Below are 26,913 nucleotides of genomic sequence, written 5' to 3' on the forward strand. Positions count from 1 at the left end.
CGCGGGTGGTGGACGGCCAGCGGTCAGTACGGGCAGCTGCGCCCGTCGCGCACCATCTGCGCGTACTCGGGGCCGGTGATGCGCAGCCGATCGGTCTCGGTGCCGTCCTTGGCCCGACAACCGTTGAACGGACTGAGGTAGATCCAGGTGTAGGCCGAGTCGTCAGCGCGCCCGGTCACCTCGAACGGCTTGTCGCCGGGCGCCGAGATCACCATCGTCTGGCGTCGTCCGTCGGCCAGGTAGTCCAGCTCCAGTCGCCATCGGCAGTGCTGCTTGGCGCTGAGCGCTCGTACCTGGATGACGTTCTTCTCACCCTTGGGCAAGGTGATCTTGTGGCTGGCGAAGAACGGGGCACCGGCGTCCTCGCCATCCGGGTCGTCGACGAGCATGCGGGGATTCGGCCGATCCACGTGTGTCACGAGGACGATCTTCTTGGAGTCGCCCTGGGATTCGTTGGGCTCATGGATCCCGGTGAGTGGGGGACGACAGGGCTCGACGAGGACGGGCCGGAGGTCGACGGCCTCGGCGGCCTCGTCCCGGGTGCCGACGAGGGTGATTTCCCAGGTGCTCCGTTCGATGTCGACAGCGCCGGCCTCGACGGTCGGGTCGTCCGGCCGCTTGGCGTCCAGGCGAGCCAGGTCGGCGCCGGCGGGGTAGACGTAGTCGAGCGCGCCCTCCTGTGGGTAGGGAACGTGTTTGAGGTCCAGGACGACGACCGGCCCCCGGCCAGCCAACTGCTCGGCCAGCTCGTTCGCGGGCTTCCACTGGTTGATCGCGCCGAGGACGACGGCGCCGAGCCAGGTGGCGACGGCACCGACCACGATCGTCAGCAGCCAGGTGACGGGACGCTTCCACCAGGCGACGGTTGCCGGCGCGGGGGGCGGCGCGGCCGCGGTGACACCCTTACGGCGACGCGGGGGCTTGTTACGTGGACTCATGGGCCGGAGTCTCCTGCGTATCGATGGACGTGTCGGTGTCGAGGAGCCGACGGGCCAGCAGCACGGGCAGCGCGACGAGCCAGCCCCAGGCCGCGCCGAACCGCAGCGCCGAGGTCAACTGCAGGCCCAGGGACTCCCAGGGGGCACACCCGGTAGGGGAGTCCGAGATGGCGCAGCCGACGAGGACATCGGACGTCGCTGTCAACGCGGACGCCGTGATCGTGGCACCCCAACAGACCACGACGAGCCCGAGGCGGTGCCCGGAATTCGGCAGGCCGCCGACCAGCGCCCAGAGCAGGAGCCACAGCACCACCAGCAGGGCGAGGGCGAGCACCGACCTGTGCACCCAGAGGTCCATCGACAGGGGATTCGGATCGATCTCGTGGGTCAGCCGGTACTCCACGTCATCGCGTGTGCGTGGCGGCGGGGACAGGGCGGGGCGGGACAGGAACACAGACAGCAACGCCAGGAAACCTCTCCCCGAGTAGCTGTCCCACACCGCCTGGGTGCCGTTGATCAGCATGAGCACCAGCACCGGGAGGACGCCGGCCAGGGCAAGGTTCGGGCCGCGTCCTCGCACGTCGCCGATCAGCGGAACGCGGGCCGCCGGCGCGCTGTCGACAACCGGGGCCTGAGCCTCGCCGTCACCTTCGTCGGTTGCTGTCCTGAGCCGGTCCAGCAGCAGCATCGCCAGGCTGGCGCAGCCCACCAGGGAGGCGTTCGTGCCCGCCAACAGGCAGCCGAGAAAGAGGGCGTCGGACGTCCAGCCGGTCAGCGTCAGGTGTGCGCTGGCGAGGAGCGTGGAATGGTCCAGTGCCTCGTTGGCGTACCAACCGGTGGGGGCGGTGTGGACGCGGACCACGAGGGTGGCCCACCAGAGCAGGTCCCCGACCGCCGTGGCGGTGAGGGCCGCGGCCGCGCCGACCATCGCCGCCACGAACGGGTGCGTCCGCCGGGTGACCAGGCCGCAGGCCAGGTACGTCGAAACCCCGACCAGCAGAATCACGACCCAGCGGATCAGCGGCGTCACCGCGTCCATCATCGGGGCGGTCATGGGGTCGAGGGGGGCGAAGAAGACAACCCCCTTCGCGACGAGGGTCCGGAAGTCGACGGCGGTCCGCGTGACGGTGATCGGCCCCGACATGGAATTGACCTCGGCGGTGACTCCCAGGTACATCAGGGTGGCGCCCACCGCGGCGAGCACGGCGACGACGATCCTGAATGGTCGGCTCATCGGGCCGGCCTCATCCCGGGGCCTGTCGTCACGCCGTCAGTCTCCCGCATCGTGCTGACTCGTACCGACCCGCGGAGGTGGTTGACGACAGCTCAGCGGGCCTCTGCCCAGCCGACGAAACGCGGGGTCAGATCGGGCAGCGCGACGTCCGGGTTGAGCTTGATGAGATCGTCGGTGGCTTCCTCCTGGACCTTCGCCAGGTGGATCAACAGACCCGGCCGATCCTCGCGGTACTCGCCGAGCAGGCGCAGCTTCGCTGCCGAGCAGGGCCACAGGATGCCGCAGACCGGGCAGCGCCACGACGGGCGCAACGGGGAGTGCTTCGGACGCTCGGGCATCAGCCGACCCCGACTGTCGCGCACCGTCGAACCGGTGTGGGGACGCTCGCGGCGGCGGTCAACAGGACCACGTCTCCGGCTCTGAGAGCGCTTCGTACCTCGTTCCGCACAGCTTCTCCTCCTCGTCGCAGCACCGTCTACACCGCACTGTGCCGGGGGTTGCTGGACAAACACACAGCGTTAACTAATCTTCTCGGAGCAGCGGATTTGTTCCAGGGGAGGGACGGCATGAACCACGCCTTTGTCGCGGCGCTGGCCGCGGCGGGTCACACCGCCGAGAGCCTCGCAGGTCAGCTCGGTGTGCACCCGAAGACCGTCGCCAGGTGGGCAAACCCGGGGCACATTCCCCAGAGCCGACATCGTGCGACAGTGGCGGGGCTGCTGGCAAAGGACGCCGACGCGCTGTGGCCGGACGTGGTCCGTCGCCGTGAGCCGGTGTGGTTCCGGCCGTGGGTCGACCTCGAACGTGAGGCTGTGACACTGCGGTCGTTCCAACTCGCGTGGGTGCCTGGGCTGCTGCAGACCGAGGCGTACGCCCGGGCGACCCTGGCCGGTGGGGTGCTGACACCGGAGGCGGTCGCCGAGTTCGCCGAGGCGCGGATCAACCGGCAGGCGATCATCGGCCGGGGAGGCGGTCCGCTGCTGATCGCCGTGCTGGACGAGGGGGTGTTGAGGCGGCGTGTCGGCGACGACCGCACCTTGATGGCTGTGCAACTCGCGCGCCTGCTCGGGCACGCCGAGACGGGCAGTGTGCAGCTCCACATCGTCCCGTCGGATGCGCCCAGCTACCCCGGGCTCGACGGACCGTTCACCATCGCCGACATGCCGGACGGGTCACGGGTCGCGCACGTCGACAGCGCGGCACAGGCGCAGATCCTCAATCAAACGTCGGATCTTGTTAGCCTGGAACGACGGTGGGAGCGTATTCGCGGCGAGGCCCTGCCCCGAGGGCGTTCGTTGGAACTTCTCAGAGAAGCGGCAGCATCATGGACATGACCGGTGCGCGGTGGCGGAAGAGCACGAAGAGCGGCGGCAACGGCGGTGACTGCGTCGAGGTTGCCGACAACCTTCCGGGCGTGGTCCTGGTCCGTGACACGAAGGACCGCGACGGCGGCACGCTGACGTTCAGCCCACGGTCGTGGCGTGGCTTCGTCGCGATGGCCCGCAAAGCCGGCTGACCAACCACATCGCACAAAGGCTCCCGGCGCTGGCCGGGAGCCTTTGTCGTGGATGGGCCCGGCCGTCGCTCACCCACCCATCGAGATTCGAACTGATCAACGGACGGCAGCGGGGTCGGCCGGTTGCGATTGCGGGGTCGCCGGCCAGGTGAGTCGGCGTACGCCGGGCACGAGGGCGGTACCCGCGCAGGCGGCGAGGACCAGCAGGCCCGCGACGGCCAGCGGGACGGGTGCGCCGAACGTGTCGGCGGCCAACGGCGCCAGGGCGTAGCCCAGCGGCATGGCGCCCAGCGACACCAGCCAGTCGTACGAGGTGACCCGGGCCAGGACCTCCGGCGGAAAGTGGTGCTGCACGACGGTCTCCCACACCGGGTTGAGGTAGCCGAGGGCGGTCAGCGCGACCGCGTAGGCGGCGATCACCGCAGGGGCGGGCGCGGCGACGGCGAGCAGGAACAGCGGGGCGGCGTAGCAGGCCAGCCCGAGGTTGGCCAGCAGCACCGGCCGGTGCAGCCGGACCCGCCCGGCCAGCAGCGATCCGGTGAGCATCCCGATCGCGCCGGCCTGCAACAGCAGCACCCAGGTCGTCTCGCCGCCCAGGCGGTCGATGGCGACGGCCGGCCCGAGGGTCATCAACACGGCGGCGGCGCCGTTCCACACGCCGTGCCCGAGCAGGCTGGTCCAGAACCAGTCGCGGGCGCGTACCTCGCCGAAGCCGTGTCGCAGGTCAGCGAGGACGGAACGGCGGGGCACCGGCACGTGGCGGACCCGCACCAGCGCGAGCAGCGTGGCGCTGAGCGCGAATGACGCGCCGTCCAGGATGAACGCCCAGCCGGGTCCGGCGGCCCAGACCAGCGCGCCGGCCAGCGCCGGGCCGGCGAGGCGGCTGGTGTTGGCGGTGATCCCCATCAGGGCGTTGGCCCGCTGCCGGTCGGCCGGTTCGACGGTGCCGGCGACCAGCGGGGACGCCGTCGGAATGGCGAACGCCGAGGCGGTGCCGCCGAGCGCGGACGCCACCACCACGGCGGTCAGTGACGGGTCGCCGCCGAGCAGCTCCACGCCGACCGCGAGCTGCGTCGCGCAGCGGACCAGGTCGGCCAGGAGGGCGACCCGGCGGGCGTCGAACCGGTCGGCCACCACGCCGCCGAACGGCAGCAGGACCAGCCTGGGGACGACCGCCGCGGCGAGGACGACGGCCAGCGCGCCGGTGGAGCCGGTGGCCCGCAGCACGGCCAGCGCCAGTGCGGCGGGCACCACCGCGTCGCCGAGAGCGGAGATGGTGCGACCCAGGAACAGCAGCCGGAAGGAGTGGTTGCGCAGTGGGTGAGCCATGCCCACAACATACTTCGACATCGAATATTTCGGCAACGAATATTTCGGCGCTGAGGTAAGCTGGCGCGGTGACCACCACTCCGGACGTCGTCGACCGGCACATCGAGCGTTGGCTGCCCGTGGTGCCCGACCTCGACGCGGACGTCGAGGGGGCGGTGACCAGGATGATCCGACTGACCCGGCATCTGCGGGCCGTCAAGGAGCGGGTCCTGGTCGACCTCGACCTGCCGGCCCACGAGTACGACACCCTGCACGCCCTGGCCGGTCGCGGTGGCCGGGCCGCACCTTCTGACCTCGCCGCGGACCTCACGATGGCCCCCGCCTCGATCACCGCCCGGGTAGACACGCTGCTACGGCGGGGCTTCGTCCGCCGGATTCCGTCGACAGTCGACCGTCGACGCGTCGACGTGGAACTCACCGAGGCGGGTCGGGCAGCGTGGCGCGGGGCGATGGAGGTCCAGGGCGCCGAGGAGCACCGCCTGCTCGGCGCGCTCACCGCGACCGAGCGGCGACACCTCTCCGACCTGCTGCGCCGGGTGCTGCTCGTCGCCGAACAGCCGCAGACCGACTGAGAGGGCCAAAAATCGCCTGGCGGTCCGCGTACCGCTGATGCGAGGGTGACCGGCGTGACTGCGCATGTGCTGGCCGGGGCCCTGGCCGACGACGGACGGCGACGGATCTTCGCGGCGATCGTGCTGGGTGCTACCAGCGCGACCGAGGTCGCCGAGCGGACCGGCCTGCCGGCGCGGGTGGTGCTCACCGGGGTCCGCCGGCTCACCGACGCGGGCCTCGTCACCGGCGCGGACGGCGCGCTCGCGCCCGACGAGGCGTCGCTGCGGGCCGCCGCGCGCGACAGTGGCCCGGCCGTCGACGCCGAGCCCGGCGTCGACCCGGTGCTGCGGACCTTCCTGCGCGCGGGCGTCCTGGTGAGTCTGCCGGCGCAGCGGGGTCGACGGCGGGTCGTGCTCGCGCACATCGCCGAGCAGTCGTTCGAGCCGGGCACCCGCTATCCGGAGCGGGCCGTCGACGACGCGCTCAAGCCGTGGTGCGCCGCAGGCGGGTCGGATCACGCGACGCTGCGCCGGTATCTGATCGACGAGCAGTTACTCACCCGCGAGCACGGCGTCTACCAGCTGCTCTGATCGTCCGCCGCGCGACCGTGCTGTCCTTCGTCGCCGTGCTCGGCGTCGAGGGCACCGGCGGCGCCAGGCTCGCCCTCAACGCGACTCAACTGGCAGTGGCGGTCGCGTTGATCGCCCTGCGGCCCCGCCCGCGCCGGTAGGCGGCCCGCTGCTATTCCCCCGCCCACCTCGTGTCGCATTGACCACGGGGTGGGCGAAATCCTCGGGAGTTGATGCGCCGAGGTTGCTAGCATCGCCGTCATGGCACGAGGTATCTGGTCGCAGAAGGTCCGCTCCGCCCGCTGACGGCGGCGCCCTTCCTCTGCTGAATTCGCGCTCGCCGTCCCGGTTCCCGCCGGGTGGCCATCAGCTGCTGCCCGGCTCCATCGCGAGCTGCGGAGCACCGTTGAACCTCACCCCGAACCCCGAAACCATGTCCCGGCCCGTCGAGGCCGGCAGCGCACACGTGCGCGCCACCGACGTCACAGTGACCCGGGGGTCCCGTCGCGTCCTGACCGACGTCTCGGTCACCGTCTCCGCCCGGTCGCGGGTGGCGGTCGTCGGCGAGAACGGTCGTGGCAAGACGACACTGCTGCACGTCCTCGCCGGGCTGATCACGCCGGACGACGGCACCGTGCAGCGGGCCGGCACGATCGGCCTGGCCCGCCAGGAACTGCCCACCCGCGACGGCGAGACGGTCCGCACCCTCACGTCCGAGGCGCTGGCCGCGTCGCTCACCGCCCTCGCCGCGCTGGACGAGGCGACCCTCGCCCTGACCGCTGGCGATCCGGGCGCCGAGGACCGCTACGCCGCCGCGCTCGACGCGGCCACCCGCCTCGACGCGTGGGACGCCGAACGTCGCGTCGACGTGGCACTGGAGGCCCTCGGCGCCTGCACCGACCGCGACCGTCCCCTGGCGACCTTGTCGGTGGGCCAGCGCTACCGGGTGCGGCTGGCGTGCCTGCTCGGCGCGCGCCACGACGTGCTGCTGCTCGACGAGCCGACCAACCACCTCGACGCCGACGGCTTGGACTTCCTGACCCGCCGTCTCCGCGAGCACGACGGCGGTCTCGCGATCGTCAGCCACGACCGGGCGCTGCTGCGCGACGTCGCGGACCGGTTCCTCGACCTCGACCCCACCCACGACGCGAAGGCACGGCTCTACGCCGGCGGTTATGACGCCTGGCAGGACGCGCGGCGCCGCGATCGGGAGCACTGGGAGCAGGAGTACGAGCAGCAACAGACCGAGCGTCGACGACTCCAGGACGCGGTGTCGAAGGCCCGCGACCGCCTCTCCACCGGCTGGCGGCCGGACAAGGGGACCGGCAAGCACCAGCGCCAGTCCCGCGCGCCGGGCGTCGTGCAGGCCCTGAACCGGCAGCAGGACGCGCTCCAGGCACACCGGATCGACGTACCTCAACCACCGCCGACGCTGCGAATGCCGGACCTCGGCGTACGGCAGGGCGCGCCGCAGGTACGCGCGCAGGGCGTCGCCGTCGACGGGCGGCTCGCCAACCCGGTCGACCTCGCCATCGACGGCGGCGACCGGCTGCTCGTCACCGGGCCCAACGGCGCAGGGAAGTCCACACTGCTCGCGGTGCTCGCCGGAGCGCTCGAACCCACCGACGGGTACGCCTGGACGGCGAGGGAGGCCCGGGTCGCCCGGCTCACCCAGGAGGCCGCCGGGCAGGCCTCCGATCTCACCGCCGACGAGGTGTACGCCCACCAGGTGGGACGACTGGTGTCGCGTGGGATGCTGCCCGCCGCCGAGGCCGTGTCGCTCGGATCGCTCGGGCTGCTGGACTCCGCCGCGACGCGTACGCCCGTCGGGCGGTTGTCGCAGGGGCAGCAGCGCCGCCTCGACCTGGCACTGGTGTTGGCCGGGCGGCCCACGCTGATCCTGCTCGACGAGCCGACCAACCACCTGTCGTCGACACTGGCCGACGAGCTGACCGCCGCGATCCGCGCGACGAGCGCCGCCGTCGTCGTCGCCACCCACGACCGGCAGTTGCTGCGGGACCTGGCCGACTGGCCGCTGCTCCGGATCGGCGACCCGGCGACCCCGGGTACGCGAACCCGGGCGACCGGATAAAGCCGTTGACCGGGCGGTGATGATCAACAGGTGACCATTACCGCCCGGCCCACCTGGACGACCAGCACCAGCCGGCCCGAGCACCCCGACGCGGTGCTGCTGCTGCGCGAGTACATGACCGAGATGGTGGTTCGCTATCACCGTCGCCCGGCAGTGCCCGGCGAGGTCGACGCGGCGTTGGCCGAGTTGCCCAGCGACGACCTGACCGCGCCGGGCGGGCTACTCCTGCTCGCCCACCACGGCCCCGACCTGGCCGGCTGCGCCGGGCTGCGCTGGCATTCGGGCTGGGCCGAGCTGACCCGGGTGTTCATCCGCTCCGAGCACCGCGGCGCCGGTGGGGGCGCGGCGCTGCTGGCCGCCGTCGAGGAGCAGGCCCGCGCGGCCGGGGCGGACCGGATCCGGCTCGACACCCGGCACGACCTGGTCGAGGCCCGCGCCCTGTACGCCCGGCACGGCTACGCCGAGATCCCGGCGTACTCGCGGGGCCCCTACGCCGAACACTGGTTTGAGAAGCGGCTGTCCGGAGCGGTTGACGTCGGCGCGCGGACGCGCTAAATAAGAAGAGGAAGTTGAGTCAACCCGGCTCAACTCATCACCTTCGGCCAGGAGAACCGAGGAGGCATGACCATGTTGATGCGTACCGACCCGTTCCGCGAGATCGACCGGCTCGCCGAGCAGTTCTTCGGTACGGCGGCACGTCCCGCGACGATGCACCTGGACGCCTACCGCGACGGTGACCACTTCTACGCGGCGTTCGACCTGCCCGGCGTCGATCCGGACACCATCGACTGCACTGTCGAGCGCAACGTGCTCACCGTCCGCGCCGAGCGTCGCCGGCCCGTCGGCGACGGCGTCGAGCTGGTCGCCGCCGAGCGCCCGATGGGCACCTTCACCCGACAGCTGTTCCTCGGCGACACGCTCGACACCGACAAGCTGGAAGCCGGGTACGAGAACGGGGTGCTGACGCTGCGCATCCCGGTCGCCGAGCGTGCCAAGCCCCGCCGGGTGACCATCCAGGCCAACGGCGGCGCCCGGCGAGAGATCAACGCCTGATTCGACACGGTAACGGGTGGGACCGGCGCGCCTGCAGGCCGATCCCACCCAAGACTGAGAGCCTTTTTCACATGGTGTTCTCCGACGCTCCGGTGCTCGCCCGCCCGTCCGCGCCACCGGCGCTGCCGAGCGGGCCGGTCGAGGTCACCGAGGCGTGGCTGCGCAACCGGCGGCTGTCCGAGCACACCCGCGACGCCTACCGACGCGACGTCACCGGCTGGCTCCGCTGGTGCGCCGATCACGACCTGGACCCGCTGCGGGCCACGTTCCTGCACGTCAACGAGTACGCCCGCGCGCTGGAGAGCAGCGTCGGCGCCCGCAGCGGCCGCCCACTGACCCCGGCGACCGTCGCGCGTCGACTCTCGGCGCTGTCCAGTTGGTACGACTTCCTGGTCAAACTGAGCGCTGTGCCGGCCAACCCGGTCTCCGGCGCCGACCGCCCCCGTGTCGACCGGGACCACTCCGCCACCGTCGGGCTCACCCCCGAAGAGGTGGACGCCCTGCTCAGCGCCGCCGACGCGGACACCGGCGCGACCGCCGTACGCAACCGGGCGGCGCTCGCGCTCCTCGCCGACCTGGGTCTGCGGGTCGGGGAGCTGATCTCGCTGGACCTGACCGACCTCGGCACCGAACGCGGCCACCGCAGCGTGCGCTTCATCGGCAAGGGCGGCAAACAACGTCGCCGCGCCCTCACCCCCGGCACCGGGCACGCCCTGGACGCCTACCTGGCCCAGCGGGCCGCCGCCACCGGCGTGCCGGTGCCACAGCTCACCGGCCCGCTGCTGGTCACCGCCAGCGGTGCCCGACTGGACCGGCACTCGGTGTTCCGGATGGTCCGTCGGCTCGCCCGCGCCGCCGGCATCCCAGCCTGGGCGAAGCTGTCCCCACACTCACTGCGGCACGCCTTCGCCACCACGGCCCGCTCGGAGGGCGTGCCGTTGGAGGACGTCCAGGACGCCATGGGCCACGCCGACCCGCGCACCACCCGCCGCTACGACCGGGACCGGCACAACCTCGACCGCGACCCGGCCTACGCGGTGTGGGCGGCCCGGTCACGTCGTCGCGGCTGAGCGCTACCCGCCCGACGTCGGGTTGTCGATCAGCGGTAGACGTCCGGTTTCGGTAACCCGTCCGGGTTGACGAGAGTGACGGCCATGCTGACTCCTTCTGTCGTTGTGGCGGGCTCTTCTCAGCTCTGCGGGCGGGGGCAGATGCAGAACGGCTGCCCGATCGGGTCGAGGAGCACCACCCACCGCTCGCCGCCGGGCTGGAATGCCGGCTTCGACGCCCCAGCGGCGACGAACCTCTCCTCCGCCGCGGCCAGGTCGTCGACGTAAAGATCCAGGTGGTAGCGCTTGTCGCCGGTCTGGTCCGGCCAGGAGGGTGGTCGGTATCCCTCGACCAGCCCGAAGCCGATGGAGACGCCACCGGAGCTGATCATCGCGTATTCGGGTTGGCTGTGGGTGACCTCCCAGCCCAGCGCCTCGTGGTAAAACGCGGCGTGGCCGGCGGGATCGGAACTGTCGAGGTTGACCATCGCGAGGTCGGCAGAGGCTGTCACGCCGGCAGTATGCCGGCGGGGCCCGACAACTTCGCCCCGCGAGTAGAGGTCAGGGGACGTCGAGGGGCCAGAACGTCACGCGGGCCGTGCCGTCGCGGCAGATCAGCCCGGCGCCGACCCGGCGGCAGTCGGTCACACCCGCCGGGAGCACCGCGGACACCCGATGACCGTCACGCCCCACCGTCGCGACCAGGGAGCGCCTGCCGTCCGCCGCCAAACCCAGCACGACCAGGGGTTCCGTGGTGCCCCGTGGGCCCCCCACGGTGCGCCAGCGCGCCCCGGCCGGCCACGTCCACACCCGCGCCCCGGTGCCCGCGTCGATCGCCCAGCGTCCCTGCTCGTCCTGCCCGCAGAGCAGACCCTGGCAGGGCCGCAGGATCAGCTCACCCGGCTGCACCGGCGATCGCCAGCGCGGCATCAGCCCGGGTAGGTCGTAGCCGGTCAGCGCGACCGCGCCGCCGTTCGGGTGGCGTAGCACCAGGTGCGCGCCGACGAGCTGCGGATTGTCCGGGCCGTAGTCGGCCGGCGGAAGCTGTCCCCGCCCGCGTTCGGTGCCGTCACGGGCGTCGAGCAGCCGGACCAACCCGTCGTCCTGCACCAGCAGCACCCGCCCGGGCACGCCGGGCAGCGCTCGCAGCACCGCCGTGGAGGGCAGCGGGACCGACCACCGGGTCGCGCCGGTGCCCGGGTCGACGCCGTGCACCGTGCCCTCGACCCGCCGACCCGGTTCGGCGGCGCTGCGCACCTCGCGCACCGCGACCGCTTCGTTTCCGGCCGCGTACACGCGCTCGGGTCGCCGCCACACCGGCTGGCCGGTACGCAACGACCGCGCGGTGGTCACCCGCGCCCCGAGCGCCTGGTCACGCTCGACCAGCAGCAACAGGTCACCGGCGACCTCTGCGGACCACCCGGCGGCGGGCGGCACTGTGACCCGCCACCGCGGCGGGCCGTCCGGCGCGGCCGAGTCGTAGGCGCTCAGCGTCGGCGGGTTCGGTTCGGGGTCGACGACCAGCAGCAGCGGCCCGGCGCCGAGCACTGTCGCCCGGGCGGGCACCGCCGGCCCGACCTGAGGCGTCAGGCGCACGGGCGGGGCGGAACCACCGAGCAGGACACAGGCCGCCACCAGCACCGCCACCCACCACCGGCGGGACACCTGCGGTGGAGGTGGGCGTTCCTCCAGGGGCGCGCCCCGGTCGTCACCCAGCTCGATCAGCACCGACATGGGCGCTTACCCGTCCGCTCGCGCCGGCCGGTCAGCAGAGCAGGTCGAGGTGGTGGTGGGCGTCCTCGGCGATCTCCTCGTGCCGCAGCCAGCGGCGCGCCCACAGCCGGGCGGCCAACTCCGCCTGCTCGTCGCCCCACGCGGCGTGCTCGACGAGCAACGCGGTGGTCAGCGCGTACGCCAGGCGCAACGCCAGACCACGGGCGCCCGCGAGCACCGCCGACGCAACCGGGTCGACGGTCACCGCGGCGATGGTCTCCTGCAACTGCGTGGCGGCGGCGGCCAGGGTGTCGGCCAACACCGGCGACAGCGGCCGCGCCAGGTCGACGGCGGCGGTCAGCCGGCTCAGCAGCGGCGCCCCGGCGTCCTCCCGAGTCAGCGCGCGCAGCACATCCAGGGCCAGCACATTGGTGGTGCCCTCCCAGATCGGCAGCACCTGGGCGTCGCGCAGCAACCGGGGCACGCCGGTGTCCTCCACGTAACCGGCCCCGCCGAAGCTCTCCACGTACTCGCTGGCGGAGCTGACGGCCAGCCGGCCGGTGGCCAGCTTCGCCAACGGCGCCACGACGCGCAGCTCGGCCGCGGCCTCCGGGTCGGCGCCGACCTCGACCCGCCCGAGCAGGGCGAAGGCGTGCCCAGCGAGGGCGAACGCGCCCGCCGCGTCGACAGCGAGGGTGCCCAGGGTGGCCCGGTGCAGGGGCGAGGACACCAGTGGGCCGCCGGCGACGTGCCGCACCTCGGCGTACGCGCGGGCGTAGGCGAGACCCCGTCGCATTCCGCCGGCCGCCGCCGCCGCGTTGTGCACCCGGGTCACCACGACCAGGGTCATCGCCCGAACCAGACCGGGCACCGCCGGGTCACCCAGCGGGAGGGCGTACGCGTCGCGCAGGCCGATCTCGGCGGTGGGCAGCGCCCGGGTGCCGAGCTTGTCCTTGAGCCGGTGCACTGTGACACCCGGCGCGGGTGCGCCCGGCGACGCGCCGTCGGCCAGCGGTGAGTCGACCGCGTACCGGGGAACGAGGAACGGGGCGAGCACCCGGCTGCCCCGCCCGGCGCCCTCCGGCCGGGCCAGCGCCACCGCCATCGCGGCGTCGGCGGCGGAGCAGAACCATTTCTCCCCGGTCAGCCGCCACGAACCGTCCGCCGCGGGTCGGCCGAGCGTGCTGGAACGGCCCAGATCGGAGCCGCCCTGCGACTCGGTCATCCACTGCCCGCTCGTGATCGCCGTGGCCGGGTCCGTGGAGATCAGCCGGGGCAGCCACGCGTCGCGGACCGTGGCGTTGACGTCGGGCATGCTGAGCAGCGCCGCCGCCCCGTCGGCCATCGCCACCGGGCAGGAGAACGTCGCGGACTCCGGCCCGTACAGGTGCAGCAGGGCGTGCTGCACGACCCGCGCGGCGGCACCCCAGGTGCCCCGGGCGTCCGGCAGGTAGGGCAGCGCCACCACGGCGTGCCGGGCGGCGGCGGCGCGTTGCGCCTGCCAACCGGCGGAGGTGTCGATGCGGTCGATCCGGGCACCCCACGGGTCGTAGCGGACCAGCGTCGGCGGGTGCGCCTCCGCGTCGGCGTGCGCCGCGCGCAGTGGCCCGATGACGTCGGCGGCCAGGTCCGCGAGACGGCCCTTCGCGGCGGCGTGCCCGCCCGGGCCGAGGTGACGTTCCAGCCAGGACCGCAGCAGGCCATCGCCGGCGTACGGGTCGACGGGGGGTGGTACCGGCTGCACGAAGCGGCTCATCGATCGGCTCCTGGCACTGCTCGGGGGTGTGCGCCGACGGTAGACGATGCGGGGCCGCCGCGAACAGGGCACACCCGCCCATCGGGCGCACCCAGTTTCCGGCTTGTCGCCCGTCAGCGTGAGCGTCTTCTCTACGGTCGGTAGTCGTGGGTGCGGGCCAGTCGTGGAGCCGACCGGCCCGGCGTCACCGCCCGATGCGCACCGGGTTGGCGTTCGCCGGGTTCGGCGTGGCGCTGTGCTGCGTGGGGGTGGCCGGATTGGGCGCCTGGAACCTGCAGACCGTCCGGCAGGCCGCCGGCCCGATCCGGGAGACCGCCGACGGTTTCCTCAGCGAGGTGGCCCTCGGCGACAGCGACCGGGCGTACGAGCGGCTCTGCGAGGACGCGCGCAGCCGCTGGAGCGCTATCGGCTTCACCAGTTGGGTGCGGACACCACCGATGGTCACCGACTACGAGATCACCGACGTGTCGGTCGCCACCCGCAGCGGCCGACCGCACGGCACGGTGACAGTGAAGGTGACCCGCAGCGGCGGGCTCAGCGAGGAACGGCGTCTGCCGGTGGTCCGTGAGGACGGGAACTGGCGGGTGTGCGGTGACCCTTTCTAGGCCCCCGGTCGCCGCCCCGACACGCCCACAGCTGCTGCGCCCACGCGAGGGGGTGCAGCCGACCACCTCGACGGAACTCTTCTTCGACCTCGTCTTCATCTTCAGCATCACCCAGTTGTCGCACTACCTGCTCGCGCACCTGGACTGGCGGGGCGCGGGGCGTACCGGCCTGTTGCTGGCGCTGGTGTGGCTCGTCTGGGTCTACACCACCTGGCTGACCAACTGGCTGCAACCGGACCAGGGGCCGGTGCGGACGATGCTGATCGGGGTGGGGCTGGGCAGCCTGCTGTTGTCGGCGACGATCCCGGAGGCGTTCGGCTCCACCGGCCTGCTCTTCGCGCTGGTCTACGTCACCGTGCAGGTGGGCCGCACAGTGTTCGCGTTGTGGGCGGTGCAGGGCAGCCCGTGGTTGGTGGCCGGATTTCAGCAGTCGCTGCCGTGGATCACCGGGACGTCGGTGCTCGTGGTCATCGGTGGCCTGGTCGGCGGTGCCGCCCGGGACGCGGTGTGGACGGCGGTGATCGTGATCGAGGTGGTCGGCCTGTCGATCGGCTATCCGCTGCCACGACGGGGACGCAGCCGACCCGAGCGGTGGATGGTGGAGGGTGGGCACCTGGCCGAACGGTGCGCGGCGTTCGTCCTGATCGCGCTGGGGGAGTCGATCCTGGTCACCGGCAGCACCCTCACGTCGCACGTGGACCTGGTGACGTCCGGGGCGTTCCTGCTGGCGTTCGGCGGTTCGGTGGCGCTGTGGTGGGTGTACTTCGCCCGCTCGGCCCCGGCCGCCACGGAGTTCATCGCCCACGCCGGGGAGCGCACCGGGGCGTTGAGCCGGGTCGCGTTCAACTTCCTGCACCCGGTGATCGTCGCCGGTGTCGTCGTCACGTCGGCGGCCGACGAGCGGTTGCTGCGCGAGCCCGGCGCACCGGCCACCACTGTCGACGTACTGCTCACCCTGGGTGGTCCCGCGCTGTTCCTGACCGGGCACGCCGCCTACAAGGCGCTGTTGTGGCGGACCCTGCCGATCAGTCGGGTCACTGCGGTGGTGGTCCTGCTGGCGCTGATGCCGGTCGGTGTGGTGCTGGAGGCACCCGTCGCGGTGTGCGCCGCTGTGGCGTTGGCGGTGACTGTCGCCGTGATCCTGACCGACCGGTTCCGGTCACTGGCGGCGACGCGGTGACCGGCGCGTCGCCAGGACGCGGTCCACGTCATCCGCAGTTACTGCGCCCGCGCCGGGGCGTGGAGCGGACCACCTCCACCGAGCTGTTCTTCGACCTGGTCTACGTCTTCACGATCATCCAGCTGTCGCACTACCTGGCCGAGAACCTCAGCTGGCAGGGCGTCGGACGGACAGCGGTGCTGCTGAGCCTGATCTGGCTGGTCTGGATCTACACGGTGTGGGCGGGCAACTGGCTGCACCCGGACCGGACACCCGTGCGGGCCACGCTGCTGGTGGTGACGCTGGGCAGCCTGCTGCTCGCCGCCGCGCTGCCCACCGCCTTCGGCGACAACGGTCTGCTCTTCGCCCTCGCGTACGCGGCGGTGCAGGTGGGTCGCACGGCCTTCTCCCTGTGGGCGATCCGGGGTGAGCCCTGGCTCGGCGACAGCTTCCGGCAGTGTTTCGTCTGGATCGCCGGTACCGGGACGCTGGCGGTCGTCGGCGGGCTGGTGGACGCCCCGGCCCGGGAGCTGATCTGGATCGCGGTGATCGTCGTCGACTCGATCGGGCTGGCGACCGGGTTTCCGGTGCCCGGGATGGGGCGCAGCAGGCCGGAGCACTGGCGGGTGGAGGGCGGGCACCTGGCCGAACGCTGTCAGGCGTTCATCCTCATCGCGCTGGGGGAGTCGCTCCTGATCACCGGTGGGACGCTGACGCAGCGGTTGGACCGGGTGACCATCGCCGCGTTCCTCCTCGCGTTCGCGGGTTCGGTGGCCCTGTGGTGGGTGTACTTCGACCGGGCGCAGGCCAGCATGGCGGCGTTGGCGGCCGCGGGTGAACGGGCCGGGCGGCTCTCCCGGCTGGTGTTCAACTATCTGCACCCGGTGATGGTGGGCGGCATCGTCGTCACGGCAGTCGGTGACGAGCGGCTGCTGCACGATCCCGGGGAACCTGTGGGCTGGGCGAGCGCGCTGGTCGTCCTGGGCGGTCCCGCGTTGTTTCTGGCCGGGCACGCCGCGTACGAGATGGCGCTCGGTCAGGCCGGGGTGGTCGCCCGGGTCGCGGCGACGCTGCTGCTGCTCGCGCTGTCCCCGGCGGCGGTGGCGTTGCGGGCGCCGATCGCGGTGGCCGCCGGGGCGGCGCTGCTGACCACGGTCGGGGTGATCGTGGTTGACCGAATGTCGGCGCGGCGGGCCGCTCAGTCGCGGGGGCCGAGGTCGCCGCTGCGGTAGTGCCGGCGGCAGAGCACCTGGTAGCGCACCTCGGCGGTGTCGACGGTGTCGCCGATGACGACCTGGGCACCCTCACGGACGACCCGGCCGTCGACGACGCGGGCGTTGAGCAGCCCTTCGCGGCCGCACCAGCAGAGCACCTCGACCTGGATGCGGGCCACCTCGTCGGCCAGCTCGAACAGGCGTTGCGCGGCGGGGAACAGCCGCGAGCGGAAGTCGGTGGCCAGGCCGAACGCGAACACGTCGACGTCGTAGCTGTCGACCAGCTCGGCCATCTGCTCGACGTGCTCCACGGTGTAGAAGCACGCCTCGTCGCAGATCAGGTAGTCCACGCGTACGCCGTCGGCCCACCGGCCGCGGACCAGGGCCCGCAGGTCCAGGTCGTCGGTGACCTCGATGGCCTCGTGGGCCAGGCCGATGCGGGTGGTGACCTGCGGTCCCAGCGACCGGTCGATGCGGGTGGTGACCAGCCCGCGCCGACCCTGCCGGGCGTGGTTGTAGTTCATCTGCAACGCCATCGTGGACTTGCCGCAGTCCATCGGCCCCCAGAAGAACTTCAACGCCGCCGCGTGCACCGGACGCCCGTCGAGCCCGCGCGCGGCCGCGCACCCGGCCGGGGCGTGCGGCTGGCCGGGGAACGGGTGGGCCAGGCAGGTCGGGGCGGTGGCGGCGTCGTCGGTCACGGTCGGGCAGCCTAGCTGATCGACCGCATCTGATCTGTCGGGCGCGGGACGCGTGCTCAGAGCACCCGGGGTGGGGTGTTGCCCGCGGCCACGATGGCCCGGCGGATCGGCACGGCGGCGAGGAGCAGGAACCCGACCACGAAGAAGATCAGCAGTGAGACCAGGCCCACCCGGTAGGAGGAGGTGAGCTGGAACACCAGGCCGAAGGCGAGCGGCCCGAGCCAGCTGGTGCCCTTGTCGCTGATCTCGTAGAAGCCGTAGTACTCGCCTTCCTTGCCGGCCGGGATGAGCTGGCTGAACAGCGACCGGCTCAGCGCCTGGCTGCCGCCGAGGACCAGGCCGATGGCCGCGCCGAGGACCATGAACGGCAGCGGCGCCTCGGCGGGAAGCCGGAACGCGGCGATGATCACACCGGTCCAGAGCACCAGGCTGAGCAGCACCGTCTTCCAGGCGCCGATGCGCTTGGCCAGCGCGCCCAGGCTCAACGCGCCGCCGAAGGCGAGGAACTGCACCAGCAGGATCGTGATGATCAAGGTGCTCTGCTCCAGGCGCAGCTCTTCGGTGCCGTACTGGCTGGCCAGGGTGATGACGGTCTGGATGCCGTCGTTGTAGACCAGGAAAGCCAGCAGGAAGTACAGCGTCAGCGGGTACGCCTTGACCTCGCGCATGGTGCGGGCGAGTTGCCGGAACCCGTCGGTGAGCACGTTGCCGCCGCTGGCCAGGGCCGCGACGCTGGGGCGCTCGCGCAGCCACCGCAGCGGCACCAGGGTGAACAACGCCCACCACACGCCGGCGGACACGATCGACCAGCGGGCCAGGTCCAGGGTGCGTTGCGGGTTGTCGCCCTCGTCGAGCAGGGTGATCGCGACGAGGTTGAGGGCCAGCAGCAGGCCGCCGCCGAGGTAGCCCAGCGCCCAGCCGCGACTGGAGATGCCGTCGCGTTCGTCGGGGCCGCCGAGCTGCGGCAGGAACGAGTTGTAGACCACGATCGCGGCGCCGAAGGAGATGTTGGCGACCAGGAAGAGCGCCCCGCCGAGCAGATAGCGGTCGCCGGTGACGAAGGCCATCGCGATGGTGGCGCCGGCGCCGGTGAACGCGGCGCCGCCGAGCAGCCGCTTCTTGTGCGCCGACCGGTCGGCGATCGCCCCGATGACCGGCAGCACGAACACGGTGAGGAACACCGACAGCGAGATCAGGTACGGGTAGTAGGACCCGGCGGCGATCTTGATGCCCAGCGGGTAGACGGAGCCGTCGCAGGAGTCCGCGCCGAGTTCGCAGCCGGCCGCCAACTCGGCGACGGTGGTCAGGAACGGGCCGAGGAACACGGTGATCACGGTGGTCTGGAACGCGGAGTTGGCCCAGTCGTAGATGTACCAGCCCCTGCGTTCCCGGCGGGTGCTCGCCGGAGGCGGGGTGTCGTCCACCGTGGGGTTCACGGTCTCGGCCATCGGGGGTCCTTCGATGGTCAGGCGGCCCAGTGGCCGCGGCTGCGGTAGACGTCGCGCAGCACGCCGACGTGATCGGTCATGATGCCATCCACGCCACGATCCAGTAAGTCGTGCATCTGGGCGGGTTCGTCGATCGTCCAGACGTGCACCTGCAGGCCGATGCGGTGGCAGTAGTCGAGGAACCGGCGGTCCACCACCGGCACCCGCCCGTAGCGTGGCGGCACCTGCGCGGCGACCACCGACGGGGGCAGTCGCAGCGGGCGTCCGTGCAGGGAGGCGAGCCGAAGCCGGGCGACCCCACGCATGCCGAGGCTGGTGGCGACGCGCCCTTCGGTGAGCGCGCGCAGCCGGGTCAGCCGGGCGTCGCTGAACGAGGCGAGCAGCACCCGGTCGCCGGCGCCGGCCCGGGTCACGGTAGCGACCGTCGGCGCGACGCCGCTGTCGGCCTTCACGTCGATGTTGAAGCGGACCTGCGGCCAGGCGCCGAGCACCTCGTCGAGCCGGGGTACGACGGCAGCGCCGCCGACGCGTACCGAGGCGAGGTCGGCCCAGCTCATGTCGGCGATGCGGCCCGCCTCACCGGTGACCCGGAGCAGCGTCGGGTCGTGGAAGATCACCGCGACGCCGTCCGCTGTGGCGTGCACGTCGGTTTCCACGTACCGGTAGCCGAGCCCGATGGCCCGGGCGAACGCCTCGGTGGTGTTCTCGTCGCCCTCGGCGGCGCCGCCACGGTGGGCGAACGCCAGCGGCGCGGGCGCGTCGAGGTAACCGAATCGGGTCAACACGCGACGCAGTATGCCCTCGGTTGGTGGAGCGCGGATGGCCTGCCGGCGAAAATCAGGCCCGTGGCGCCGGCTGCCACCCCCACCGCGCCGATCTTGCAGTTTCGGTCGCGGATACGCGTGGAACGTTCCTTGTGTCGGGACAGCAAGTGCACGATCGCGAGAGGGTGCGGTCAACTCCAGTCGGTCTGGTGGCCGTCGTGGCGCAGCAGGTCCAGCAGTTCGGCGTCGCTGGGCCGGTGGGCGCGGGTGAGCGCGGCTGTCAACTCGTCGACGCCGACCGGGTCCGGCCCCTGCACCTCGACCGCCCGTACGGTGGCGCCCTCGGTGCGGTAGAGCGCGATGGACGGGTCACTGTTGTCGGTCTCGTGGGTCACGATCAGCGTGCTCCCGCCGCCCAGGTCGGTGCAGGTGCGCAGCCGTGGCGAGCCGCAGTCGACGCCGTCGGGTAGCCCGCTCGCGGGGTGCGGCACGCGCAACCGCCAGAGCACTGGCACGGCGCGGCCGTCGGCGGTGTGCAGCGGGTAGGCGACGTCCAGGCCGCCACGTTCCAGCCAGCCGACGGCGCCGGAGCGGGTCACCTCGTCGGGGATCAGCAGCTGATCGCGAGGCCACGGTGACGACCGCGTCAGGTCGGCGAGGTCCCGCTGGTCCTTGGCGTGGTGGTGAGCCGTCCGCAGCCCGGCGTAGCCGATGCCGGCGACGACGACGAGTACCACTGCGACGAGGACGAGAGGGCGGCGCGACACGTGATCATTGTCCCCGTCGCCGGGTCGGCTCAGGTGCCCGGGCACCTGAGCCGACCCGGTCAGCGCCCCAGGAGCCGCAGCGTCTCGTCCCAGAGGACGTCGGCGTCCCTGTCATCGAGGGCGTACGTGAGCACGCCGCTGCGGCCGTCGGCCCGCTCGGCGATGACCGGGGCCTCGTTGCCGTCCTCGAAATAGCGGCCGGTCACACCCTCGACCTCGGGGCTGGCGGCCAGCAGGACCGAGGTGGCCGCGCCCTGCTGGGGGGTCTTCCAGCCCGGCGGCACCTCCAGGCGGTTGCCCTGCTCGTCGAGCGCGCCGACCCAGCGCAGCTGCGCGTCGTCGAGGTGGCGTTGCAGGTTGGTCATGATGCCGCCGGGGTGCAGGGCGTTGGCGGTGATGCCGTCGGCGGCCCATTTCCTGGCCAGGGCGACAGTGAACAGGATGGTGGCGGTCTTCGACTGGCCGTACGCCGACCACGCCTCGTAGGGGCGGGTGGTGAAGTGGATGTCGTCGAAGACGACCGGGGACTGCTGGTGGGCCGACGAGCTGACGACGACGACGCGGGCGCCGTGCGCGGCGACCAGCGCGTCGCGCAGACCCAGGGTCAGTGCGGCGTGACCGAGGTGGTTGATGGCGAACTGCGCCTCCCAGCCGTCGGCTGTCCTGGTCAGCTCGGGCACGGCCATGATGCCGGCGTTGTTCACCAGGATGTGCAGTGGGCCTGTCCAGCCGGCCACGAAGGCGTCGATGGAGGCGCGGTCGGCCAGGTCGAGGTGGTCGACCCGGACCTTGCCAAGTGCCCCGCCGGCCGTGATGTCGGCGGCGGCGCGCTCACCGGCGGCGGTGTCGCGTACGGCCAACGTCACCTCGGCGCCGGCGTCGGCCAGCGCTCGGGCGGTCTCCAGGCCGATCCCGGACGCGCCGCCGGTGACGATGGCTCGTCGGCCGGTGAGGTCGATGCCGTCGATCACCTCAGCGGCGGTCGACTGGGCCGAGTACGGGGTGATGATTCGTGACATTTCGGGCCTCCAGAGGCGCGAGATCGTGGCGGTTCGGTGAGGGGTGTGTCAGCGGTGCAGCAGCCGCAGAGCCCGGCGCAGCCGGTCGCGGAACTCGCCCCTGGAGGTCGAGGTCGACTTCCAGGTGAGCGCCGCGGAGAAGAGCAGGTCCATGACGTCGTCAGCGGTCCGCCCCTCGTCGAGCAGACCGGCCGGGGCGACGGCGTCGATGTGGGCTCGCAGGGCCGCTTGAGCCCGCACCTGGTAGTCGTGGAACATCGAGCCCAACTGTGGCTCGCTGTTCTCCAGCAGGTCGTTGAGATCGCGGGCCATCTGGGTGTCGATGTACGCGCCCATCAGGGCGTCCAATCCGGCCACGACCCGCTCGTCGAAGCTCGTCGACTGGTCGGCGAGGCAGGCTTCCATGGCGTGCTGGGCGCGCTCCATGACGCCCTGCATGGTGGCGCGGTACAACTGCTCCTTGTTGGGGAACATCAGGTACAGGCCCGGCCGGGAGATGCCCGCCGCCTTGGCGACCGCCTCCATCGACGTCTTCTGGAAGCCGTAGCGCCCGAACACCGCTACCGCCGCCGCCAGGACGGCGGCGCGCTTCGGGTCCTCGACAGACGCTTCTACTGTGCTCACGGTAGACAGATTAGACGATTTTCCAAAAGTTGTCTAACAGGTTCGCGGGGTGGGCGTCAGGTCGAGCGGCGGCGGTGCGCCCGGGTGAGGTCGCTGGGACGGCCGGGGTCGACGTGGCGGGGCAGGTCCGGCTCGTCGGGGCGCAGCGGGGCGAGGGTGTCGGTGAGCGCGTCGATGATGCGGCCGGTGGCACGACGGGCCGCACCGGGGTTGGCGGCAGCCGTCTCGCCCAGGTCGACGGGGGTGCCGAAGTGCACCCGGATCACCGGTCGACGCCACAGCGAACGGCCGATGCCGCGCAGCATTCCGCGCGGCGCCTGATACGGCAACACCTCGTGCGAGCCCCACTGGGCGACCGGGACGACCGGCGCGCCGCAGGCCAGGGCGAGGCGGGCGGCGCCGGTCTTGCCGCGTTCGGGCCACAGGCCGGGGTCCAGGCCGATGCGCCCCTCGGGGTAGATGAGGATCACCGAGCCGCGCGCGACGGCCGCTGCGGCGTCGTCGAGGGCCCGGTGCACGGCACTGGTGCCCCGGTCGACCCGGATGTGTCCGGCGTGGCGCATGGCGGCACCGAACACCGGGACGCGGAACAGCCCGGCGGTCGCCATGATCCGCGGCGCGACGCCACGAGTCTGGCAGGCGGCGGCCATGACCACCGGGTCGAACGGGCTGATGTGGTTGGCGGCCAGCACCAGCGGGCCGCGACGCAGGTGCGCCGGGACGTCGCCGGTGACCTCGAGGCGGGCGAGCAGGCCGACCAGGCCCCGGGCCAGTAGCAGGGCTGCGCGCCAGATCAGCGGGGGCTGCCAGGCGGTGTGTGCGGTGTCCATCAGCGCGCCATCGTCGCACGCGCCGGCGGGGCCGCGAGGGCGGGTCGGGTGATCAGGGTCATTGGCCCCGGGAGGGTGCGGGCCACCCAACCGTCTACGACGAGCAGTAGTATTTACTACGTCTCGTAGTACGAATGGCTGGGGGTTTTCAGGTGGACGCGTTGGACGTTGCCCGCTGGCAGTTCGGTGTCACCACCGTCTACCACTTTCTCTTCGTGCCGCTGACCATCGGCCTGTCCGTGCTGGTGGCCATCCTGCAGACGATGTGGCACCGCACCGGCAACGAGCGGTACCTGAAGCTCACCAAGTTCTACGGCAAGCTGTTCCTGATCAACTTCGCCATGGGCGTGGTCACCGGCATCGTGCAGGAGTTCCAGTTCGGCATGAACTGGAGCGACTACTCCCGCTTCGTCGGTGACGTCTTCGGCGCACCCCTGGCCATCGAGGCGCTCGTCGCGTTCTTCCTCGAATCCACCTTCATCGGCCTGTGGATCTTCGGTTGGGACCGGCTGCCCAAACGGGCGCACCTGGCCAGCATCTGGGCCGCCGCGATCGGCACCAACCTCAGCGCGTACTTCATCCTCGCGGCGAACTCGTTCATGCAGAACCCGGTCGGCTACCGGATCAACCCCGACAGCGGGCGCGCCGAGCTGACCGACTTCCCGGCCGTGCTGACCAACAAGGTCGCCCTGATCACCTTCCCGCACACCCTGGCCGGCTCGTTCCTGGTCGCCGGGTCGCTGATCGTCGCCGTCGGCCTGTGGCACGTCATCCGCAACCGCGACTCCGCCGACACCGGCGCGTACCGCTTCGCCACCAAGTTCGGCTCCTGGGTGGTTCTGGTCGCCTCCGCCGCCGTGCTGTTCACCGGCGACATCCAAGGCAAGATCATGACGGACGTGCAGCCGATGAAGATGGCCGCCGCGGAGGGCCTCTACACCACCGAGAGCCCCGCCTCGTTCTCCGTGCTGACCATCGGCAGCCTGGACGGCAGCCGCGAGGTGTTCGCCATCAAGATCCCGTACCTGCTGTCGTACCTGGGCACCGGCGACCCGAACGGCACGGTGCACGGCATCAACGACCTGCAGGCCCAGTACGCCACCCAGTACGGCGCGGGCAGCTACACCCCGATCATCCCGGTCACCTACTGGAGCTTCCGCTTCATGATCGCCTTCGGGATGGCGGCCGGCGCGATCGCCCTGCTGGTGCTCTGGAGCCAGCGCAAGGGCCGCACCCCGAGCAGCAGATGGCTGCTGCGCGCCGGGCTGGCCATGCCGGTGCTGCCGTTGCTGGCCAACTCCTTCGGCTGGATCTTCACCGAGATGGGCCGGCAGCCGTGGATCGTCTTCGGCGAGATGCTCACCCGCAACGGGGTGTCCCGCAGCGTCTCGCTGGCCGAGGTGCTCACCTCGTTCACCGCCTTCACGCTGATCTACGCCACTCTCGCCGTGATCGAGGTCAAGCTGCTGCTGCGCTACGCCAAGGCCGGCGTGCCGGACGTCAGCGAGCAGCCCCCCACCGACGACACCGACGACGCCGAGCGCCCGCTCGCCTTCGCCTACTGATCCCGGAGCCCATCGTGGAACTGACCACCATCTGGTTTCTCCTCGTCGCCGTGCTGTTCACCGGGTACTTCATCCTGGAGGGCTTCGACTTCGGCGTCGGCATGCTGCTGCCCGTGCTCGGTCGCGACGACCGGGAACGCCGCGTCCTGATCAACACCATCGGCCCGGTCTGGGACGGCAACGAGGTGTGGCTGATCACCGCCGGTGGCGCCATGTTCGCCGCGTTCCCCGAGTGGTACGCGACCCTCTTCTCCGGCTTCTACCTGCCACTGCTGCTGATCCTGCTGGCCCTGATCGCCCGGGGCGTCGCGTTCGAGTACCGGCACAAGCGCCCCGAGGCGTCCTGGAAGCGCCGGTGGGACGCGGCGATCGTGGTTGGCTCGCTGCTGCCGGCGATCCTGTGGGGCGTCGCCTTCGCCAACATCCTGCGCGGCGTGCCACTGGACGCCGACCACGAGTACGTCGGCGGCCTGCTGAACCTGCTCAACCCGTACGCCCTGTTGGGCGGCGCGACCACACTCGCGCTGTTCCTCACCCACGGTGCGGTGTTCCTCGCCCTGAAGACCACCGGCGACATCCGCGAGCGCGCGGGCGCGCTCGCCGTGCGCCTGGGTGTGGGTGCCGCCGTGCTCTCGGTCGGGTTCCTGACCTGGACGTTGAGCATCCGCTCCAGCGCGGCCGCCGTCGTGCTCGCCGTCGGTGCGGCCCTCGCCCTGCTCGGTGCTCTAGCCGCCGCCCGGGTACGCCGGGAGGGCTGGGCCTTCACCGGCACCGCCGTGGCGATCGGTCTGGCGGTGGCGACGCTGTTCGCTGCGCTGTTCCCGAACGTGCTGCCCTCCACCCTGGACACGGCCGGCACGCTGACGGCCACCAACGCCGCGTCCACCCCGTACACCCTGAAGATCATGACCTGGGTGGCGGTGATCTTCACTCCGATCGTGCTGGCCTACCAGGGCTGGACGTACTGGGTGTTCCGCAAGCGCATCGGCGTGGCCAACATCCCGCAGCACTGACCGACTCGACACCCCGCCGATCTTGCAGTTTCGGTCGCCGTGATGCGTGGAAATGCCCCGTATGCCGCGACAGGAACTGCAAGATCGCATGGCTAGTTGATCATGCCGTGAGTAAATCGGCCTTAGGTGCGCGGCCGTGTCGCTACGGTGTGCCGATGCCCGCCACCGTGCACGTACGCGAACTCACCGCCGACGACCTCGACGCCGCCTGGGAGCTGGGCCGGTTCGCGTTCGGCTCCGACCCGCAGCGGCCCGCGCAGGCCACCGCCACGCCCGCCGGACTGACCCGTTACGGCGCGTTCGACGACAGCGGTCGGCTCGTCGGCAAGGCCGTCGACCTGCACCACGATCAGTGGTGGTCGGGCCGGGCGGTGTCGGCAGCCGACGTGGCCGGGGTGGCGGTCGCCCCCGAGGCCCGGGGCCGGGGCGTGGGCCGTGCCCTGCTCACCGCCCTGCTGCGCGGGGCCCACGCGCGTGGCGCGGCGGTGAGCGCGCTCTATCCGACCGTCGCCGCCCCGTACCGGGCCTGCGGATGGGAGACCGCCGGGGTGCTGCGCACCGTCGATCTGAGCACCGCCGCTCTGCCCCGGCACCGGCCCGCGTCGCACCTCACCGTGCGGGCCGGCACGGTGGTCGACCTGCCCGCCGTCGCCGACCTGTACGAGCGCGTCGCCCGGTACCGCAACGGCATGCTGACCCGCCGGGGTGAGCTGTTCGACTTCTTCGCCGCCGACGGGGGTCTGCCCGGCGACGGTCTCACCCTCGTCGAGGCCGACGGCGACCTGGTCGGCTACGCCACCTGGCAGCGGGGCCGGGGTTACGGCGCGGATTCCGTGCTCACCGTCGACGAGGCCCTGGCCGTCACCCCCGAGGCCGCCCGGGAGATCGTCGGGGTGCTCGGCAGTTGGGCCAGCGTCGCGCCGACCCTGCGGCTGTGCCCCCTCGACGGGGACGCGGTCAGCGTTTACCTGCCGTTGGAGTCGGCCCGTGACCACGAGCGGGACCTGTGGATGCACCGACCGGTCGACGTCGCCCGCGCGGTGAGCGCGCGGGGGTGGCCCGCGCACGCCCGGGGTGTTGTCGACTTCGGCCTCACCGACGCGCTCGCCGACTGGAACTGCGGCACCTGGCGGTTGACCGTCGCCGACGGCGCCGCCGAGCTCACCCGCGTCGACGGCGAGGCCGACCTGCGGTTGGACGTGCGCGGTTTCGCCCTGCTCTACGCCGGGGCCGCCCTGGCCCGCTCGGTCGCGCAGGCCGGGCTGCTGCACCACAGCCCGGGTGTCGACCCGGCCGCGCTCGACCTCCTGGCCTCCGGCGGGCCCGCGCAGTTGCTCGATTACTTCTGACCGGCTGCCGACGGTTTCCGCCTCCGACGTGGGAACCCGACGTCGGCAGCGGAC

29 protein-coding genes are annotated in these 26,913 nt (G+C 72.0%); 15 read left to right on the forward strand and 14 right to left on the reverse strand.

Annotated features, from left to right (window positions below):
• Positions 1–23: 23 nt before the first annotated feature.
• From NIE111_RS18705 to NIE111_RS18715, 3 genes are all read right to left on the reverse strand, one after another.
• Entirely contained in the window at positions 24–938 is a 915-nt protein-coding gene (locus NIE111_RS18705) for a hypothetical protein (RefSeq protein WP_238685619.1), read from the reverse strand.
• Complete coding sequence (locus NIE111_RS18710; RefSeq protein ID WP_238685620.1) at positions 925–2,172, reverse strand: hypothetical protein; 1,248 nt, start codon at positions 2,170–2,172, stop codon at positions 925–927. Before NIE111_RS18710 ends, NIE111_RS18705 begins: the two co-directional genes overlap by 14 nt.
• A 92-nt stretch (positions 2,173–2,264) precedes the next feature.
• Positions 2,265–2,510, reverse strand: a complete 246-nt coding sequence (locus NIE111_RS18715) for a flavin reductase (protein WP_238685621.1) — start codon at positions 2,508–2,510, stop codon at positions 2,265–2,267.
• 228 nt (positions 2,511–2,738) lie between these two features.
• Between NIE111_RS18715 and NIE111_RS18720 the strand changes: the two genes are divergently transcribed.
• Together NIE111_RS18720 and NIE111_RS18725 are read left to right on the forward strand one after the other, a co-directional pair.
• On the forward strand, positions 2,739–3,506 hold the full coding sequence (locus tag NIE111_RS18720) for a DUF5753 domain-containing protein (RefSeq protein WP_238685961.1): 768 nt from the start codon (positions 2,739–2,741) through the stop codon (positions 3,504–3,506).
• Positions 3,497–3,688 carry a DUF397 domain-containing protein gene (locus tag NIE111_RS18725; RefSeq protein WP_238685622.1) on the forward strand — a complete coding sequence of 64 codons (192 nt, stop codon included), beginning with the start codon at positions 3,497–3,499 and terminating at the stop codon, positions 3,686–3,688. Before NIE111_RS18720 ends, NIE111_RS18725 begins: the two co-directional genes overlap by 10 nt.
• Positions 3,689–3,784: 96 nt before the next feature.
• Here NIE111_RS18725 and NIE111_RS18730 read toward each other — a convergent pair whose 3' ends face one another.
• On the reverse strand, positions 3,785–5,017 hold the full coding sequence (locus tag NIE111_RS18730; RefSeq protein ID WP_238685623.1) for an MFS transporter: 1,233 nt from the start codon (positions 5,015–5,017) through the stop codon (positions 3,785–3,787).
• Between the two features lie 68 nt (positions 5,018–5,085).
• Here NIE111_RS18730 and NIE111_RS18735 point away from each other — a divergent pair, with 68 nt between their 5' ends.
• The 7 genes from NIE111_RS18735 (at position 5,086) to NIE111_RS18760 (ending at position 10,353) form a co-directional block, all read left to right on the forward strand.
• Complete coding sequence (locus NIE111_RS18735) at positions 5,086–5,589, forward strand: MarR family winged helix-turn-helix transcriptional regulator (protein WP_238685624.1); 504 nt, start codon at positions 5,086–5,088, stop codon at positions 5,587–5,589.
• Positions 5,590–5,643: 54 nt separating this feature from the next.
• On the forward strand, positions 5,644–6,159 hold the full coding sequence (locus NIE111_RS18740; RefSeq protein ID WP_238685625.1) for a DUF2087 domain-containing protein: 516 nt from the start codon (positions 5,644–5,646) through the stop codon (positions 6,157–6,159).
• Between the two features lie 17 nt (positions 6,160–6,176).
• On the forward strand, positions 6,177–6,299 hold the full coding sequence (locus NIE111_RS32065; protein WP_274531310.1) for a hypothetical protein: 123 nt from the start codon (positions 6,177–6,179) through the stop codon (positions 6,297–6,299).
• Positions 6,300–6,544: 245 nt separating this feature from the next.
• The gene (locus NIE111_RS18745; RefSeq protein WP_238685626.1) at positions 6,545–8,230 is read left to right on the forward strand and encodes an ABC-F family ATP-binding cassette domain-containing protein; all 1,686 of its coding nucleotides are present in this window, start codon (positions 6,545–6,547) and stop codon (positions 8,228–8,230) included.
• A gap of 30 nt (positions 8,231–8,260) precedes the next feature.
• Complete coding sequence (locus tag NIE111_RS18750; RefSeq protein ID WP_238685627.1) at positions 8,261–8,785, forward strand: GNAT family N-acetyltransferase; 525 nt, start codon at positions 8,261–8,263, stop codon at positions 8,783–8,785.
• Positions 8,786–8,857: 72 nt separating this feature from the next.
• The gene (locus NIE111_RS18755) at positions 8,858–9,283 is read left to right on the forward strand and encodes an Hsp20/alpha crystallin family protein (RefSeq protein ID WP_238685962.1); all 426 of its coding nucleotides are present in this window, start codon (positions 8,858–8,860) and stop codon (positions 9,281–9,283) included.
• Between the two features lie 71 nt (positions 9,284–9,354).
• A complete protein-coding gene (locus tag NIE111_RS18760; protein ID WP_238685628.1) occupies positions 9,355–10,353 on the forward strand; it encodes a tyrosine-type recombinase/integrase in 999 nt (332 codons plus the stop codon).
• A gap of 119 nt (positions 10,354–10,472) precedes the next feature.
• On the opposite strand, the gene NIE111_RS18765 is transcribed toward NIE111_RS18760, so the two are convergent.
• From NIE111_RS18765 to NIE111_RS18775, 3 genes are read right to left on the reverse strand one after another with little or no spacing between them, the layout of a single operon-like run.
• Positions 10,473–10,844: a VOC family protein gene (locus NIE111_RS18765; RefSeq protein WP_238685629.1), complete on the reverse strand. Its 372-nt coding sequence runs from the start codon at positions 10,842–10,844 to the stop codon at positions 10,473–10,475.
• Positions 10,845–10,893: 49 nt separating this feature from the next.
• Positions 10,894–12,066, reverse strand: a complete 1,173-nt coding sequence (locus tag NIE111_RS18770) for an outer membrane protein assembly factor BamB family protein (RefSeq protein WP_238685630.1) — start codon at positions 12,064–12,066, stop codon at positions 10,894–10,896.
• A 31-nt stretch (positions 12,067–12,097) separates the two neighbouring features.
• A complete protein-coding gene (locus NIE111_RS18775) occupies positions 12,098–13,801 on the reverse strand; it encodes an acyl-CoA dehydrogenase family protein (protein ID WP_238685631.1) in 1,704 nt (567 codons plus the stop codon).
• A 146-nt stretch (positions 13,802–13,947) separates the two neighbouring features.
• On the opposite strand from NIE111_RS18775, the gene NIE111_RS18780 reads away from it, so the two are divergent.
• From NIE111_RS18780 to NIE111_RS18790, 3 genes are read left to right on the forward strand one after another with little or no spacing between them, the layout of a single operon-like run.
• Positions 13,948–14,406, forward strand: coding sequence for an Rv0361 family membrane protein (locus tag NIE111_RS18780; protein ID WP_372488361.1), 459 nt, complete (start codon positions 13,948–13,950; stop codon positions 14,404–14,406).
• The gene (locus NIE111_RS18785) at positions 14,393–15,586 is read left to right on the forward strand and encodes a low temperature requirement protein A (protein WP_238685632.1); all 1,194 of its coding nucleotides are present in this window, start codon (positions 14,393–14,395) and stop codon (positions 15,584–15,586) included. The genes NIE111_RS18780 and NIE111_RS18785 overlap by 14 nt, the downstream gene beginning before the upstream one ends.
• A gap of 59 nt (positions 15,587–15,645) precedes the next feature.
• A complete protein-coding gene (locus tag NIE111_RS18790) occupies positions 15,646–16,797 on the forward strand; it encodes a low temperature requirement protein A (protein ID WP_238685633.1) in 1,152 nt (383 codons plus the stop codon).
• On the opposite strand, the gene NIE111_RS18795 is transcribed toward NIE111_RS18790, so the two are convergent.
• The 7 genes from NIE111_RS18795 to NIE111_RS18825 all read right to left on the reverse strand — a co-directional run bounded on the left by NIE111_RS18795 (position 16,764) and on the right by NIE111_RS18825 (position 22,932).
• A complete protein-coding gene (locus tag NIE111_RS18795; protein WP_112586966.1) occupies positions 16,764–17,480 on the reverse strand; it encodes a thymidine kinase in 717 nt (238 codons plus the stop codon). The genes NIE111_RS18790 and NIE111_RS18795 overlap by 34 nt on opposite strands.
• 56 nt (positions 17,481–17,536) lie before the next feature.
• Complete coding sequence (locus NIE111_RS18800) at positions 17,537–18,928, reverse strand: MFS transporter (RefSeq protein WP_238685634.1); 1,392 nt, start codon at positions 18,926–18,928, stop codon at positions 17,537–17,539.
• 17 nt (positions 18,929–18,945) lie between these two features.
• Positions 18,946–19,713: a glycerophosphodiester phosphodiesterase family protein gene (locus tag NIE111_RS18805; protein WP_238685635.1), complete on the reverse strand. Its 768-nt coding sequence runs from the start codon at positions 19,711–19,713 to the stop codon at positions 18,946–18,948.
• A 170-nt stretch (positions 19,714–19,883) separates the two neighbouring features.
• The gene (locus tag NIE111_RS18810; RefSeq protein ID WP_238685636.1) at positions 19,884–20,459 is read right to left on the reverse strand and encodes a hypothetical protein; all 576 of its coding nucleotides are present in this window, start codon (positions 20,457–20,459) and stop codon (positions 19,884–19,886) included.
• A 59-nt stretch (positions 20,460–20,518) separates the two neighbouring features.
• Complete coding sequence (locus tag NIE111_RS18815; protein ID WP_238685637.1) at positions 20,519–21,478, reverse strand: SDR family NAD(P)-dependent oxidoreductase; 960 nt, start codon at positions 21,476–21,478, stop codon at positions 20,519–20,521.
• Positions 21,479–21,526: 48 nt separating this feature from the next.
• Entirely contained in the window at positions 21,527–22,102 is a 576-nt protein-coding gene (locus NIE111_RS18820; RefSeq protein ID WP_238685638.1) for a TetR/AcrR family transcriptional regulator, read from the reverse strand.
• 56 nt (positions 22,103–22,158) lie between these two features.
• The gene (locus NIE111_RS18825) at positions 22,159–22,932 is read right to left on the reverse strand and encodes a lysophospholipid acyltransferase family protein (RefSeq protein WP_238685639.1); all 774 of its coding nucleotides are present in this window, start codon (positions 22,930–22,932) and stop codon (positions 22,159–22,161) included.
• Between the two features lie 152 nt (positions 22,933–23,084).
• On the opposite strand from NIE111_RS18825, the gene NIE111_RS18830 reads away from it, so the two are divergent.
• From NIE111_RS18830 to NIE111_RS18840, 3 genes are all read left to right on the forward strand, one after another.
• Positions 23,085–24,497, forward strand: a complete 1,413-nt coding sequence (locus tag NIE111_RS18830) for a cytochrome ubiquinol oxidase subunit I (protein WP_238685963.1) — start codon at positions 23,085–23,087, stop codon at positions 24,495–24,497.
• 14 nt (positions 24,498–24,511) lie between these two features.
• Positions 24,512–25,510 (forward strand): cytochrome d ubiquinol oxidase subunit II, encoded by a 999-nt coding sequence (cydB, locus tag NIE111_RS18835; protein WP_238685640.1) that lies wholly within the window; start codon positions 24,512–24,514, stop codon positions 25,508–25,510.
• A 155-nt stretch (positions 25,511–25,665) separates the two neighbouring features.
• On the forward strand, positions 25,666–26,859 hold the full coding sequence (locus NIE111_RS18840) for a GNAT family N-acetyltransferase (RefSeq protein WP_238685641.1): 1,194 nt from the start codon (positions 25,666–25,668) through the stop codon (positions 26,857–26,859).
• Positions 26,860–26,913 lie beyond the last annotated feature (54 nt).

The organism is Micromonospora hortensis, assembly GCF_022230935.1.
Classification (GTDB): Bacteria; Actinomycetota; Actinomycetes; order Mycobacteriales; family Micromonosporaceae; genus Micromonospora; species Micromonospora hortensis.